This window comes from Pseudomonas sp. NPDC087817 (assembly GCF_044742875.1).
Taxonomy (GTDB): Bacteria; Pseudomonadota; Gammaproteobacteria; order Pseudomonadales; family Pseudomonadaceae; genus Aquipseudomonas.
This window is the reverse complement of the sequence record NZ_JBIUVJ010000001.1, coordinates 356,002-370,911: the sequence shown is the minus strand read 5'-3', so window position 1 is coordinate 370,911 and position 14,910 is coordinate 356,002. Positions and strand designations below refer to the sequence as shown.

At 51.4% G+C, this 14,910-nt stretch carries 12 protein-coding genes and 1 pseudogene; 9 read left to right on the top strand and 4 right to left on the bottom strand.

All coding sequences use genetic code 11. The annotated features are described in order from the left end of the window. Nucleotides 1-561 precede the first annotated feature (561 nt). Genes ACIONG_RS01635 through ACIONG_RS01625 form a run of 3 tightly spaced genes read left to right on the top strand, consistent with a single transcriptional unit; the run spans nt 562 to nt 3,994 of the window. Nucleotides 562-2,391 carry a Mu transposase C-terminal domain-containing protein gene (locus ACIONG_RS01635; RefSeq protein WP_401296235.1) on the top strand — a complete coding sequence of 610 codons (1,830 nt, stop codon included), beginning with the start codon at nt 562-564 and terminating at the stop codon, nt 2,389-2,391. Beyond that, nucleotides 2,391-3,266, top strand: a complete 876-nt coding sequence (locus ACIONG_RS01630; protein WP_401296233.1) for a TniB family NTP-binding protein — start codon at nt 2,391-2,393, stop codon at nt 3,264-3,266. The genes ACIONG_RS01635 and ACIONG_RS01630 overlap by 1 nt, the downstream gene beginning before the upstream one ends. After that, nucleotides 3,263-3,994, top strand: coding sequence for a hypothetical protein (locus ACIONG_RS01625; protein ID WP_401296231.1), 732 nt, complete (start codon nt 3,263-3,265; stop codon nt 3,992-3,994). Before ACIONG_RS01630 ends, ACIONG_RS01625 begins: the two co-directional genes overlap by 4 nt. A 1,079-nt stretch (nt 3,995-5,073) precedes the next feature. Here ACIONG_RS01625 and ACIONG_RS01620 read toward each other — a convergent pair. Continuing rightward, complete coding sequence (locus ACIONG_RS01620; protein WP_401296229.1) at nt 5,074-6,042, bottom strand: site-specific integrase; 969 nt, start codon at nt 6,040-6,042, stop codon at nt 5,074-5,076. 179 nt (nt 6,043-6,221) lie between these two features. On the opposite strand from ACIONG_RS01620, the gene ACIONG_RS01615 reads away from it, so the two are divergent. Further along, entirely contained in the window at nt 6,222-7,256 is a 1,035-nt protein-coding gene (locus tag ACIONG_RS01615; RefSeq protein ID WP_401296227.1) for a DNA-binding protein, read from the top strand. A gap of 465 nt (nt 7,257-7,721) precedes the next feature. Here the strand turns inward: ACIONG_RS01615 and ACIONG_RS01610 are convergent, their stop codons facing one another. After that, on the bottom strand, nt 7,722-10,343 hold the full coding sequence (locus ACIONG_RS01610; RefSeq protein ID WP_401296225.1) for an AAA family ATPase: 2,622 nt from the start codon (nt 10,341-10,343) through the stop codon (nt 7,722-7,724). Between the two features lie 318 nt (nt 10,344-10,661). Between ACIONG_RS01610 and ACIONG_RS01605 the strand changes: the two are divergent. Next, a pseudogene (locus tag ACIONG_RS01605) lies at nt 10,662-10,785 on the top strand (hypothetical protein); the annotation flags it as partial. Nucleotides 10,786-10,850: 65 nt separating this feature from the next. On the opposite strand, the gene ACIONG_RS01600 reads toward ACIONG_RS01605, so the two are convergent. After that, nucleotides 10,851-11,336: a helix-turn-helix domain-containing protein gene (locus tag ACIONG_RS01600; protein ID WP_401296223.1), complete on the bottom strand. Its 486-nt coding sequence runs from the start codon at nt 11,334-11,336 to the stop codon at nt 10,851-10,853. Between the two features lie 200 nt (nt 11,337-11,536). Here ACIONG_RS01600 and ACIONG_RS01595 point away from each other — a divergent pair, with 200 nt between their 5' ends. From ACIONG_RS01595 to ACIONG_RS01580, 4 genes are all read left to right on the top strand, one after another. Further along, entirely contained in the window at nt 11,537-12,268 is a 732-nt protein-coding gene (locus ACIONG_RS01595) for a metallophosphoesterase family protein (protein ID WP_401296367.1), read from the top strand. Nucleotides 12,269-12,394: 126 nt separating this feature from the next. After that, the gene (locus ACIONG_RS01590; RefSeq protein ID WP_197890077.1) at nt 12,395-12,703 is read left to right on the top strand and encodes a hypothetical protein; all 309 of its coding nucleotides are present in this window, start codon (nt 12,395-12,397) and stop codon (nt 12,701-12,703) included. 119 nt (nt 12,704-12,822) lie between these two features. Beyond that, a complete protein-coding gene (locus ACIONG_RS01585) occupies nt 12,823-13,263 on the top strand; it encodes a DUF6957 family protein (protein WP_401296221.1) in 441 nt (146 codons plus the stop codon). A 420-nt stretch (nt 13,264-13,683) separates the two neighbouring features. Then, nucleotides 13,684-14,145, top strand: coding sequence for a hypothetical protein (locus ACIONG_RS01580; RefSeq protein WP_401296219.1), 462 nt, complete (start codon nt 13,684-13,686; stop codon nt 14,143-14,145). Between the two features lie 194 nt (nt 14,146-14,339). Here the strand turns inward: ACIONG_RS01580 and ACIONG_RS01575 are convergent, their stop codons facing one another. Continuing rightward, on the bottom strand, nt 14,340-14,744 hold the full coding sequence (locus ACIONG_RS01575) for a hypothetical protein (protein WP_401296217.1): 405 nt from the start codon (nt 14,742-14,744) through the stop codon (nt 14,340-14,342). Between the last annotated feature and the right edge of the window lie 166 nt (nt 14,745-14,910).

The window sequence follows — 14,910 nt, the reverse complement described above, 5'->3', positions numbered from 1 at the left end:
TGCGGCTCACGAAGCGGAGATTACAGGTGCCTGATAGGCTCATCTCTTTCACCGTCAATATATAAGTAAAAGTAGCGTTTGCTCCCAAGCAATAGCCTTTCAAGGGGACAGATGCGGGGCCTGAGACAGCGGATGATGAAGCTGTGTCATTTTTTTGGCAGTCATTTCCAATCGGCGAATCAAGGAAATCCGATCAAGGCAGTAAATGCGGCGGGCTGGCGAAAAACTTCTTCCGCCAACTTGAGCGGAGTTCAAATTCCCGAATCAGAACATGAGCTATTTTGAATTTAATTGTATTTGACCGATAATTGATTTTCCATGCAGTGATCGAAAAATAATATTAAAAAATATTCAAGGCCTCATGAATACAGCGTTTAGAGGTCATGGCTCGTTTGTTGCTTCAACTAAAATAATCAATTAGTGTGATATTCGTTAGAGCTGATCTAAGTTAATTCAATATTAGTTTAAATATAGCGCCAATTATATGACCGTTGACAAGCTTAGTGGTCGTGGGGCTATGCTTTCGCAATTAGCTTTTCAATCACTAGGTGCTGAGTCCTTATGCTGCAACCCATAATTGAAGGAAGCTTAGTTAGCTTTGAGGATAAGACATATCGAGTAATAGCTTGTGGAGCTGATGGCACTATCACCCTGAAAAGCCAAGAAAGTGAGCACTCCTTTGATGTGCTCTTCACTCAGGTGACTCTGGCTGAAGTAGATGAAGAAAAGTATCAGCTACACAACGATCGCCGATTGATTTGGATGGAACAAACGGAAGCTAATCCAAAAGAGTTGGCTATTGCTTCGGAGCGAGCCAAAAATATTCATGACTACTTAGAAGGTAAAATATCCAGGGCGGATCTTCTTAAAAAGCTTGACTCCTCGGAAACAACGGCTCGACGCCTATTGAAAAGATATGATCCGGAGCTTGGAGCAGTTTCTCTTGTTAGAAGTATCAGAGGGCGAAAGAAAAACTCTCGATTGCTTTCTGATATTCAAGAGAAGATTATGGAGAAAGCAATTTCAAAACGCCTTAAGGATAAGACGAAAAAGTTAGAGGCGTTTTCTTCTCTCTGGGAATATGTCGACTCTCTTAGCCATACCATGGGGGTTAAAACCCCGAGTCTGAATGCCCTGAAGCGAAGGCTTGAGTCATTCGGGCAGAAAGCCATTTACTCCCTTGAGAACGGCAGGGAGGCGATGCTTCAAAAGTTTGATCTGAAGCCTGGGATGATCGATGTAGATACCATACTTACCATGGTGCAAATCGACCATACGCGGGTAGATGTCATTATCTGCGATGAACATGGTCGCCCCCTTATGCGACCTTGGCTGACGGTAGTTATCGATCTCAAAAGTCGCGTCATTCTTGGTTACTATCTTGCGCTGCATCCGCCTAGTTCAGTCAGCGTTGCCATGGCGATGCTTTCAGCTTGTTTTCCAAAGCAAGACTTTCCGATCGCTCTTGGTGGCGGTCAGAATACTCGCCACAGGTTCTGGGGCGTACCTGGCACAGTGGGTATGGATAACGCCGCCGAATTCACTAGCCCGGAGCTTGAAGCCACCCTACAGTATTACAAAATCATCCCCATGCTACGGCCTATTGGTAAAAAGCATTATGGAGGGCACGTTGAGCGGATCATCGGCACGCTGATGGGGAAGGTGCATCTTCTGCCAGGTACTACTTATTCAAATGTGCTGAAAAAAGCGGACTACGACTCCGCCAAACATTCAGCCATGACTTTTTCAGCATTTTGTGAGTGGTTCGCGAATGAAGTAGCTATTTATCATGGGCGTGCTCATGAGGGGCTGAACAGGCTTGCGCCTTTCGAGGTTTGGGATGCAGAGATGGCCAAGAAGGGCCCGAATTATGTTCAGCCTATGCCGGGGAACTACAAAACCTTTGCTCTTGACTTTTTCCCAAGCGTGATTCGAACAATTCAACCAAAGGGTGTCGAATTTAGTCGTTCTTTCTACTCTTCTGCAATATTGAGAAGGTTTGTTGGTCAAAGATTGTCGTTTAAATACAATCCATTGAACCTATCAAAGATATGGTTGCGCCAAGATGGGCGGTATCATGAAGTTCCCTATTCCGATCTTACGAAAACACCTATCTCCTACAGCGAGTATTGGGCGTTTGCGCGACCGCGCGAGCGTCGCCCAGGCACACTGGTGGACGTAGAGTTACACCAGATTCGTTTGGAGAATTATGAACTAGTGGAAAGTTCCAAGGCTGCGACGAAGCGGCTCCGGCAGAATGTCGCCAAAAAAGTTGCGGCCGCTGAAACCATGTCTTTCCTTTCCTACGGCGGGGAAGGGAATTTGCTTCAGGGGACGACCAAAGAACCTAGTACTGATCAAACACGCAAAAAACTGAAGTGGGGAGAGTGATGATGGATGGGGAACATTTGCATGAGAGTCGGCGTTATGCATTGGCCTTGTCTGATGAGGAGCGTTGCCAGATTATCCGGCAAGACATCAAGATCGATACGGAGCATCTCCTCACCGTTTCGAACATTGTTCATAACATGCTTAGCATCAGGCGTGGTAGTACGGAGGCTCCGTGTCTACTAGTGTCCGCCGGTTCTAATCACGGGAAAACAACCATCTGCAATGCGGTTAGGGGTATGGATGAATCCTGGCGCCATAAAATCAGGTATGTGACCTTCGCCAAAGACACTCAGAAGACAAAGCCTATGGTGAAGCTCTTGACGGCTTTGGGCATGGAGCCTGGGAAAGCGGGTATTCCCATTAGTATGGTAGCCGAATACTGTATTGCCAACGATATTCGCGGTTTGTTTATGGATGAGTTCCATGATTCTATTAAGGGTCTTTCCAAGGGAGAGCAGGATACTTTTCTCTCCTTGCTGCGAGGTTTGTGCGGAGCACCCGCTTACCTGAGCTTTTTTGTTTTTGGTATTGATGAGGCCTACAACGCTCTCGCGATCGATGCCCAGTATGTGCGTCGGTTCGAACTTTACGAACTTGCACCTTGGGCTAGGGCAGATGCGGAGTATCTTAATTTTTTGGATACTTGGGAGGAAATCGTACCTCTTGCCAAGAGATCTCATCTTTCCTCCAAGTCAATTGCGGACTATATCTATAATCAAACGTCCGGTGTAATTGGCAATATCTGCTCACTACTTCGAGCTGCTGGATGTTTGGCGGTCACATGGGGAGACGAAAAAATTACTCTTGAGAGCCTGCAGGCCGCTACTCAGTCAAAATGGAATACCCGTGTACGGCGGTCAGGTGTTGTCGAGTGAAGTACTTATTGTGTCCAAAACAGTATCAAGCTGAACGGAGCGTGGTGGATAGTTTTTCTGATAACGAATTTACGATTCTCGGCGGGGATGCTCAAACGGGAAAAACCACAGTTGCCAAGAGACTACTTAAAAATGCTGATCGGGCACACGTGTATACTACTTATGTGCCTGGAAACTTTACTAAAGCATATGGCAACGTCGGCCTGGCATTCGCGTCAGCCTTGGGGCTACCCGTGACCAGTGATTTCATGTCCTTTCGAAATGTCGAACGCCCGCTTGAGGATATGATTGGTGGTCGAGAGTTTCGGCTGATTTTTGACGATGCAAGCGTTCACTTTGGAGGCGGTGCGGAGCAGCGGAACGCTACTATTGATTTAGTGCGAACCCTGATCCGACGATTTCCAAACTTGAAAATACTGCTTGTGTCCAAGCCCAAGATTTTAGATGGAGCACTGAAAGAGGTCGTTGCTAAGAAGGCACGCTACGTCGATATCGGTGTGTGGCAGTATGACCAGCAGTACCGCACCTTCATCACCCAGGTTGGAGAGGTATGTGGCTTCAAGCGTTCTCAATTCACTAATGATGATTTCATGAGAGGTCTTCTGGAAAGATCTCATGGTGCCAGTGGAGCCATCATTAAATCTCTCCAGGCACTAGCGCGAAATTCGAGCTACAGGGATTGTCCTTCTTTGCCTGTTGAGTGTCTGCGTAACCTGTGGAAATTCTAATTTGTTTGACGAGTTCTCATCAGGGGCAGCGCCTCGTTTCGTTCTGGGAGAAACATTACTTTCCTGGGTCATGCGAGGGCTCGCCCACAATAAGCTCCAAAACCCTCATCTATTTCGGGCGGCAATTGACCGAGGCCTTTCTGTCCCCAAACGCGCGGTTCCCGGCGTCGTGGAGTCGTGGCCTTTTCCCGCATTCGAGGACATTGAATTTGATTGTGATTCTGAGCTTTTTAAAGTGATGTGTGCCACCTATGGTACCGATAGGGTTTTGCTACAGAAGCAATTTGCCTCCCGTCAGTCTAGGTTGCTTCACATCCATTTCAGGCACTCATACTGCTCTTCCTGTCTATTCGAAAGTATGGTGAGAACTGGATTTCCCATCTGGCGTCAATCTTGGTGCTACACGACCAGCGCATTTTGCGTTGATCACCGACGCGCGCTGATGAGGCCTAGAGAGACGTTTACCCCTGGTAGGCGGATCTGGAATTCCTACCTCCATTCAACGGGTGAGCGGTCAGTGAAGGACTCCTTGCTTGACCGCCGGATTGCGGGAATCACAATACGCGTGCAGCAATGGTTTGAATCTTTGGTACCAGGGCAGGGACTCACAGAAGGAGTGGAAACTCTGTATGGACTGCTGCTTGCGAAGCGGACGGCATTTGCACCCGGTGGGATAGCCTCGGCAGGGTTTTCTCGCACTCAACAGTTTCTGTGCAGAGTCAACTTGGATCTGCATGAGCGCATTGAGTTCGGACTGAATGACAGTGATCCATACCAGCGCATGGGGGCTTTGCTTTTGATCGGATGGTTGAGCGGTAAGGTGTCACCGGCTGAAATAGCCTACTTGGGGCGCCATGACCATTGCGTCCGCAGAACTGTACCTCCCTCACCACAGCAATTGGCACGCATGGTTACTCTGGATCTAAGCGCAGGGGAAGTGCTGTTCCTTCAAGAGAAACTGGCCAGGCTGGAGGCGGTATCATCCACCACGATGTCGAGTTTTTTGGAAGGGTTCGATGGAGCTATATTGCGCTCCCCTCGTCCAAATCGACCAAAGCGTTAAATCTCATGCAACTCTCTCATTTAACACACTGGTGCTCGATCCAGGTTCGCGTGTCAGATCCCCGCGCTCCCACCGCTAGCCCAGCAAAGGATACACTCGCGTCCATGTACCCTAGCGCCGACTTCATGTCCTTCCACCCGACGTAGGTCATTAGCGCTTTGATGTCCCAACCATTCGCTGAAGCCCAGGTCGCAAAGCCTCGACGCATCGAGTGGCTGCTATAGAGGTCAGCCGAGAGACCTGCTTGCTTGAAGATGCGGCGAAGCAGGGGGATCAGGCTACCGGAGTTGATGCCGTCCTCAGCAAGGTTTCCCCAGCGATCGACTTTCCTAAACACCGGCCCGCGCGCAATACCAGCTACGGTGATCCAGTTGATATAAGCCTGCACAGGGCAAAGCTTCTTGAGGGCAGGGGTGTGGAATGAAGCACCCAGATGCTGGCGATCGCCTTTCGTGTGCGGCAGATAGAAGGTGATGCCTACCCCTGATTCTGCTTGGGTGTGTTCCACCTGTAGTCGCGCTAGCTCGTCACCCCGAAAGCCACGCCAGAATCCAATCAGCACTAGGGCGATGTCGCGTCGATGCCTCATCACGTTTTTATAGTCGCCACGTTCAGCCGCAAGACCCGCTTCGCGCTCAAGCCAGCTCACCGCTTGCTCCAGGTGAAGTAGAAGGAGAGGGGCCGCCTGTTTCTCTTGGGCAGGATGCAATGTCCGAATGCCCTTGATCATCTGCTTAACCGTGGGTGTCTTCGTGGGATCAGGGAAACCCTGCGTGATGTGCCACTGAGCCAGTGCAGCCAGGCGTTGCTTCAGTGTGTTGATGGTGTGCTTGTCCGCGTATTCGGCGAGGTAACGCACGATGCCGTCGCCAGTCGCCGGCAGAAAACCGCCCCAGGTCACTTCGAAGTGTTCTATCGCTGCGCGGTAGCTGCGCCGGGTGTTTTCCCGGGTGCCGGCCTGCAGGTAGCGATCTGCCTTGTTCATCTCGACCCTTCTACGCAAAACGTACTTTTTCCAGCGACGGAAATGGCAAAAAACGGCGTTATGATGTGATAAGCCTCCATTATTTGATCATAGAAATGGAAATTTTGTGACTGTTTCTTTAATAGTTGTAATATGTAATTACATAAAACGTTTTACACTACGATATCGTAGGAGGCGGCATGGCACGCGGCGGTATTAACAAGGCAGTCGTCCAGATAGCGCGAGACGCGCTGATCGCGCGGGGTGTAAATCCCAGCATCAACGCTGTGCGCGTCGAGCTTGGAAATACTGGCTCGATGACAACTATTGCCCGGTATCTAGGTGAGCTCGGAAAATGGGAGTCGCGCCCAAAGGAGTGCCGCGAACGCTTGAGCGACGAGCTCACCGGGCTAGTCGGCCAATTGGTGGATCGATTGCTGGAAGAGGGTGCCGAAGAGGTGGCCGAGGCGCGAGCTGAGCTCGATAAACACCGAGCATCAGTCGATGAGCAGCTGGCGCAGGCACAAGCTGCCATGGCGGATTTGCAGCGCCGGCACGATAGCCTTCAGGCCACCCTCGGCGTCCAAGCAAGTGAATTGAGCACGAGCCAAAGCAGCTTGCAGTCTGAGCTCACGCGCAACGCTCGTCTGAGCCAGAGCTGTGCTGATCTCGAAATACGGGTACATGAGAAGGATGAGCAGATTCGCTCGCTGGAAGAAAAGCACCTGCATGCCCGTGACGCACTTGAGCACTACCGCACAGCCGTGAAGGATCAGCGCGAACAAGAACAGCGCCGGCATGAAGGCCAGCTCCAGCAAATCCAGGTTGAGCATCGTCAGTTGCAACAGACTCTGTCGGTGAAACAGGACGACCTCAGCCGCCTGAATCGTGACAACGAGCGCCTGCTTAGCGACTCCCGCCAACAGGCCAAGGTAATGGCCACCCAAGACAACACCATCGCGCGACTGACCAGTGATCTCAATGCGTTGGCCATCGCGTCAGCTAGAGAAGAGGGGGCCAAAGAGCAGCTTATCGATCAGCTTGCCCAATCCCGCGAAGAATCCGCCTCTCTTCGCGAATCCGCCAGCCAGGCCGATGCACGAGCTAAGAATACGCAGGCGCTGCTGGAAACGACTCAGAGCGAGGTCGAACAGTTGCGACATGAGCTGAAGCAACTTCAACATGAAACCAATCCATCACGGAGCGAACGAGCAGATGATCAACGCCAAGAGTGATATGCGTAGGGATGAATCACGCGTTGCTGGATTTCGGGATGCCCTTCAGCGGCTCAGGGAATATGCGATTGCTGGACATCTGCAGCTACGGGGAAAGCGGTGCTCTGGTGAATACTTTTCGAAGGACGGAGCTGTGGCGAGTTTGCGCGAGAGATAAATCGACAATCATCGTGTCTGTGATGCCAGCCCCGATGCCACTTAATACCCTCGGAATCACTTGGTAAGCCCTGTTCCCCAGGTAGGCGCAATCACAACGTCCATGTCGTGCTCGTTCATAACTGCTCGATCTCGGGTTGTATGAATTGCTTGAAAATAGGGTGGGGCTCGCAATCTACGTCTGAAGCAATTGCAAAGTCATCCGCTGGCTGAAAATCCAGGCGGTTACTTCATTGCATCAGCAATACCATTCTATGCCCTCAGCGAGCTTCTCTCTGATGTCCGGCACCAGAAGCGCCAAGTAGAGATTCACGGGCAAGAGGGGGCACCCCATTTCCTGGCGCGACTCGTCGCAGTACTGCGAGTTTCGATTTGGGTGCGCCATGTGTCCAAGGCCTGAATATCAGACAACAGTTCATCTGGATCCGGTACCGCTACGCCACCAACCATTGCCTTGTCATGAGCATAGTTGGAGCACTTGCTCATCCCGGCAGATACCTGCACATAATCATTGTCATCCACGGTGACTTCAGACAGACGCTGGGTTTCTATGCCTTTGCGGAATCGTAGAACAACGCGTCGTAAAAGCACTTCCTCGACGGCACGCTCCCATGCCATTCGAAGGAAGACGTATGCCTCGACGGTATGCTTGCGGTGCTCCTCCTCTTCACCCTGTCTGAACAGCTTCGCTATGTGTTGGTGGCGAGCCTTGAGCGATCCGATGCGCCCAGTCGTATTTTTGCCCTCAAAGGGCAGCTCCGGAGTTGCGACACCATAACCTTCTGCACGCTGAGCGATGCTTTGCGTCAGCGCGGTTACGCCGGCCGAATCTGCTTGTTCCGCCAGAATGCAAAGAAAGTAGATGTCGTGCGTGAAAACCACTACCTGTCTGTGCGCTGCTTCTCTTACTAACCTAGCAGCAACACGCTCTCGACGCTGGTGATCCAGAGAGGAAACTGGGTCATCCAAGATGATGCCTCCTGTGCTTTCACTCAGACCTACCTCAGCTAAAAACGACGCTAACGCAATGGCTCGCTGTTCACCTTCACTTAGCAGGTCTTTCGGATTCCGACTCTGCGGCAGTTCCAGCTTGAGCTTATGCAGCATTTTTCCACGCCCTGATCGACTTTGCAGGGCAACCTGGAGACCTCCCACACCTAGCTCTTTGAACTCGGCATTGAGAGCGTCCTGGAGTGACGTGGATATTACGGTCTCACCAATCTGGGTGGCTTTGGTCGAGATAGAATTTGTCCTAAGCGCAGTGATGCACTTTGCCAAAATGGCCACATGGCTCATCCGGGCGATGGAATTTACGACGGTATCTTTCAGCTTGCTCAGCAGCACGCGCGCTTCCAGTTCTGCGTACGTCTGCTGAAGTTGAATTCTTGCCACCTCGTCGGACGCCTGCTCAAGGTTGAGAGCTTGTTGATTGAGTTGGTTTACCAGTGCCTGTAATCCAGGTGAGGGATTTGACGGTGGAGGCGTGATACCTGCCCAGTTGTTGGATTTCACAGCATCAACCAATTGGTCACGACGCTCCCCTAATGCACGCTCATATTCCCGACAGTCCGCCGCGACCTTTGGAGCCAGTAAGTGGATTTCCGCATGCGTGGCCTCATCGAGTCCAATCGTTACATCCAGTGTCGTAAGCGGTGTGTATTTCTCAACCATTGCTTTACGGCGGGCGCGCGACGTTTTTTCAGCCTCTTGTTGGATGAACTCCTCAAAGCGAGCCAGTCGCGCGGCGCCATCATTGAGGGTTTGTTGGCAGAGTGGACATGGGCTGTTCGGATCGAGCGATACGAAGTCCTGTCCTGGGTGGGATTCGAGAGCGAACCTACGAGCTGCGTCGAAAAGCTCCCGCCACGCATCACCACCAGTGCCTGGTAGTAGGTTTTGCTGTTCTTTGAATTTTTTGGCGGCGAGTTCGGCCGCCGACTTAGCTAGGAGATAGCGCTCAACCGATTGCTTGAGGCCTTGTTCAAAATCCTGGTCAACCTGTAGCGATTTGTTCAAGGCAGTGCCGGCAACCCCAGATATACGTTGCGCCAGTCGCCTGATCTGGTTGGCTTTTTCTTTGGGATTATTTTCCTGAAGACTTTTTCCAATGGTTGTGTGCTGGGTGAGCTCGTCATCTGAAACGGTGCCGAGCGTTTGAACAGCGCTTGGATTGGTCTTCGCAGAAAGGGTAGCGATCATCCTTCCGACTTCCGTCTGGCCTTGCATCGGTGAGTAAGCGGAGAGGTCAACGGAGTACTGTTTTTGCTCCTGCTCAATCGCAGTTTTCAACTGTTGCTGCAGCGCGGCGAGACGTTCGAAAACATCCAGGCCATGAGGGACATAGGAGTAGTCAGCTTCGTTAACCAGGTATGCGTTTGCACAGCGAGAGTCAAAAATTGAAAGACTGGATAGTTCTGGCGGAGCAGGGTGGTTATCAATCCACATCACATCGCTACTGACACCATTTATGCTAATGCTAAAGGTGGCACGAGCATTAGCATCCGCTGGAAGTGGTTTATTTGCGTTCGGGTAGATGGTTTCTGTCTGATCCCGTGCTCGACATGCTCGTTTCAGTACGCGGGAGTACCCTGACTTACCTGAGCCATTCCCCCCGTAGATCACTGTCAGTCCCTGAGGCGCGAATGTCAGGCTGTGTTCTGATGCGATTGCGTTGACGTTCACCAGGTTTTTTACGGCATGCAGTTCGATGTGAGTAGTGGGCTTTATCTCCGCAGGAATCTGATCCTCACTCAGGGGCGAGGCTATACGTCCCTCCGGATCAGTGATTCCATAAGCCGACTTGAGAAGGGCGAGTACATCCTCAAAATCCTGTTGCGTTACAGTCTCCTGTCCCAGCAAGCGTCTCACACAATCCCCTTGCCAGGCAGGCAAGCCTTTTGACCACATCAATACTTCCTGAAGAACAGTCATGGAGCCTCCTTCTCGTGCCAGTGCATCCAGTTAGAAGGCGCCACCTATTTTTCGATGTGCGCGACTAGCGGGGTGCGGGAAGAGGGCTTCGCCACGCGCGTTCACAGCCTGCTCCGCATGGTTTTGGAGTGTAGCTGGCCAAAATGATGTCGCGTTGCGATTTCAGAGTTACGCAGGAGCGAATAAAAACTGAAAGATGAAGGGCATGAAAATGCTTATTTATGCATTCTCTTCACGCCCTCGAATCCAGTCATGGTAAGGAACAAACATTGAGCCGGATTATCGAACTTCGTTTCGAGCGCAATGCAAAAGGGGATCATGGCCAATCGCGGCAGCGCCACTCAGGTGGTCGACTTGAAGAACCGCACAGCCATTCCCAGACTGAACGGCTTACGAGTCCACCTGATTCTTGGGGGGAGTGAGTTACAACATGGAGCTGAAAGATCGAGTCCCTTGCGTATGCTCAGGATCAGGGCCCCTATGAAGAGGCTCGTATGTCTGCTCCATTCAAATTTTAGACTTCCCGTCCTGATCCGTCATTTTCCAAAGGTCATGAACCGTGGATTTTGGAAGCCCCAGCTTCTCCATCGTCGCTTTTTGCGTGAGGCCTGCTCGCTTGCACTCTTGGACGGCGGCCATCTTGCGTAGCTGTTCACTGGCGCGTGATTTGAGTACGCCGCTTTCCATACTCTCGGCCAATTTCTTCGTGCCGCCCATACTTTCGAATTCAGCGAGTTCTTTCTGAACCCGCTGAAGGACGTCGGATGGCGAGACGTTATCGCGTGTTGCTACACACAGGGCAAGCAACGTAACGGGATCAAATTGAAGCGCCTTCGAAAGCTTTTCGAACTTGTTCAGCGTTGGTGATGATCTTGCATTTTCGATTTGCCAGAAGTGTTTGCGATCACTGACATCTCCCAGATCCTGCTGAGATAAGCCTCGTAACGCCCGAGCAGTCCGTAGTACGGCCGCAAACCCTTTGCTTAAGGACATCAGAGTCTCTCGAAAAACGAGGATGTAGCCATGTTGCTCAGTCCGGCGCGACGGTATATAGTCCTCCTGCCGGATTTTCCGGTAGGTCTACCAAGCTGTAGAAACAAAGCAACAGCATCTGCGACTACTTCGCTGGCACGCATGTCCATACGCTGATACTGACCTTATCAATTTAGCTGTAAATCGAGATCAGGCCATTGATCAAACTTCACGTGCTGTCAGATTTGCACAACGAATTTTCGTCCTATCAGCCCGTATCCCATGGCTATGACCTGGTGATTTTGGCCGGTGATATCGACTTGAAAGGACGGGGAGTGGAGTGGGCGAATGAGACGTTTGATCGCCCTGTGATTTACGTGTGTGGCAATCATGAGTTTTATAAAGGACACATCGATCACACCCTGCACAAGATGAAGGACGCCGCCTTACCGCACGTTCACGTCCTGGAAAACGCGACCTTTATTTGGAATCAAACACGGTTCCTTTGCGCCACTGGCTGGACTGATTTTTCCTCGACTGAAAACGTAGCTGCGGCTACCCAAACAGCATGGGATTGGATGAATGATTTTCGTGTCATTCGCACTGGAGAAAACTATCGCCGGCTGCGCCCGTCCGACCTCATCAGCAGGAATCACGATTCCTTCGCTTGGCTATCCAAGGAGCTCGATGAGCCATTCGATGGCAACACTGTCGTAGTGACGCATCACGCACCTATACCCGAAGTCATGGGTGATAAACACGAAGGACATTTGAGTGCTGCCTACTCAAACCGTTGGCACGCACTTCTGGATAAAGCGGATCTATGGATATTTGGGCATACACACCGCGCAGTCGATATAGCGATGGGTAGCTGTCGTTTGGTCTCGAACCCTAGAGGTTATCCAGGTGAGCGGACGGGCTTTAATCACGGCTTTGTGATTGATCTTCCCTGAAAGCGCTCACCCCTCTGGGGGGTATGGCTTCTGGCGCAGCTATGTTGATCGTTTAGGAGGACTGAAAGATGTGTGGAGTAGAGAACAAAACACGATCCCTGGCTGGCAGTTCAAGTGAGCTACTTGATGACTAAGCAACAGCTCGCATCGTCTCTTCCGGCAGAGGTCGCGGCGGCGATGGAAAAGGATTTTGGTGTGAGCATCACGGCGTTCCTCTTCGCAGCCGTCGACAGTCCACCCGTCATCATGGGAACGATTTATGGCGATACCACGGGCCGTTTCCGAGAGGGTGCGAGTATGCGAACTTCTCGCATAACGGGTGTCACCTTCATTGACGGTTATGCATTATTCCAAACCGTGGCAGGTAGCAGATACGTGATCGTCAGTTGGGCGTTTGGCGGCGGCAATCTCTATATGAATCGCATCTATCACTGAGCGAACTGCGGGTACGGATACGCGGATCTAAAAGACTCTCGGGCTCTCCAGATGGCAACGGGAATAGGGAAAAAAATCCCTGTCTGGTACTCATGGGAAGAGCAGGTTAAAGCGAAATTATGAATACAAGCGTTACGGATATAGACCTGCTAGGCGATCTACTTTTTGGGCCTGCGCAGCCTCTTAGTGGATCAAAGCTGAGCAACGATGAGTTGATCGAACTAGCCGCTGATAGCTTCACAGGAAAGCCATTTTGCATCGTCAGACGATGGATGGTTTTGGATGTGATGCTCCCAGAATTTCAGGAGCGACAAATCAAAACTCAGGGGCTTGATGCAACGCGTTTGTACGCCCAATCAGCTGAGTTCGACAGCGAAAACACTTACCTGCCTGGCGACAGCATTCTCAGTGATTTCCAATGTGAATTTGATGGCTTCATTTTTGAAAGCAAACACAGGATCTTCATCTTGGCCGGCCGAGGCGCGCGCAAGCATGTGAGTTTGCCCACTGTCGAGGCATTGGCCGCTGACATAATGCGAGCAGAGAAAACCTATGTTTGAACATCTATTGCCGATCCTGCGCGATCGGTATCCGGAGTTTTTCTCCCACGTACCCCTGCGCGAGATCGGATGTCTGCCAGGCTGGCTGGATTTGCTAGATGAGCTGTGTGGCGCGCTGACAACCTACCTGAAAGCTCACCCCGAGGTGCCTCAAGTGCGGGCGCGTCAGGTGAAGGCGAAGTTCGGGGGATTGCGGTTTTATTACTCGGGTGGTGATGCGACGTGCCGTGAGTTGATCGCTCGTGCAGAAGAAAGGTCGTTGGCTATCTGCGAGGTCTGTGGCGGGACTGGGAAGTTAGGAGGGGAGGACTGGCTCCGCGTACGGTGCCTTGATCACGTCAATTGGTTACCGCCAAGCGACTGCGCATGAACTCTCGGAAAGCTCCTTGTTGAATCCATGAAAACAGACCTTTGGGCACTGTGAATTCGCCTTCGCCAAGCATTGAACTTCACGGCATCGTTCGGCGCAGTATGCCTTCTCCCTCATTTCAATCTCTTGCCGAGATGTTGTGTATCAATGAAGAAAGGAATGTGATGTATAGGGAACGTGATTTAGCCATTTGGTGCTCAGTGTATGAGACATGCGGTGCCAATGAATTTGTGCGTTTGGTTGAAGAGGCGGTCGCCACCTACAGCCGTGTACCCATCTATGATTGGCCGATCCGAGTTGACGTATCCGAACTCGGGTTACCATGCGCCCAGATATTGCAAAGCGTTGTGAGCGGTCGAGATTTATATGCAAGCGTCTCAGATAACTACATCGAGATCGGATCCCGCCTGACGAACCATCTTTCTCAGCACTTGCAACGGCATCTGGTGGACAATGAGATGGCCACCGACGACATGAAGGAGGATCAATTGTTCAGAGATTTAGATCTGTAGCTGAGCCGCTTGCTGACGCGTAGCCGCACCTTCGATCCAAATTTGTTCATGCATGGCATTTACTTCAGCTCGCATCTGGAGGCTCAGGTAAAGCAGCCTTGCACTGCCAAGTCATGTCGGCTCAAGGACTCATTTTTTGTGTGCGACAGGCTGGCGGAGAGGAGTGGATGGTCACTCCAGAAAGCCAACGGAAATTAGCGGAACCGGTGAGCCTCTAAACGCTCCATGTCTCGAACCCAGGTTCTCAGAAAACGACGCCAGTCATGGGCATAGCTTCCTTCCGGAAAACGCTCAGCAATTGCATTGGCTGCTTCGAATCTGGTTCGCCAAACTTCCGGTATGTGCTGGTCTAAAACGATTACAAAGTGGTGCCCGTCGCTGCTTTCGTACGGCGTTTCCGGCACAAAGTCCCTCAACTCCTCGATTGTCATAAGCGCAGCAGCCCCATGAGGTTGTTCGAGGTCTTGTCGATCAATTTCATCGAGAATGCTTAGGTGAGGTTTTGCGTGATCATCCCCTGGTCGCAAGTCCTCCAGCCCCCACAAAGCGGCCCGCCTTGCACGCTCTCGCTGCCACAGACTTTTCAAATCAATCGCCATCAAGTTTTCCTTAATACATCCACGTTCTGCACAGCGTCATCGGCAGGTTTGACTTCAACTGTTGCAACATCCTTCCTGGACGACCTGCGACGCTTCAACAGGGGGAGTAATTGTACGCTGTTAGATGTGTTGATCTGAACGCGCGCATTGCGCAATCTCCAAACAA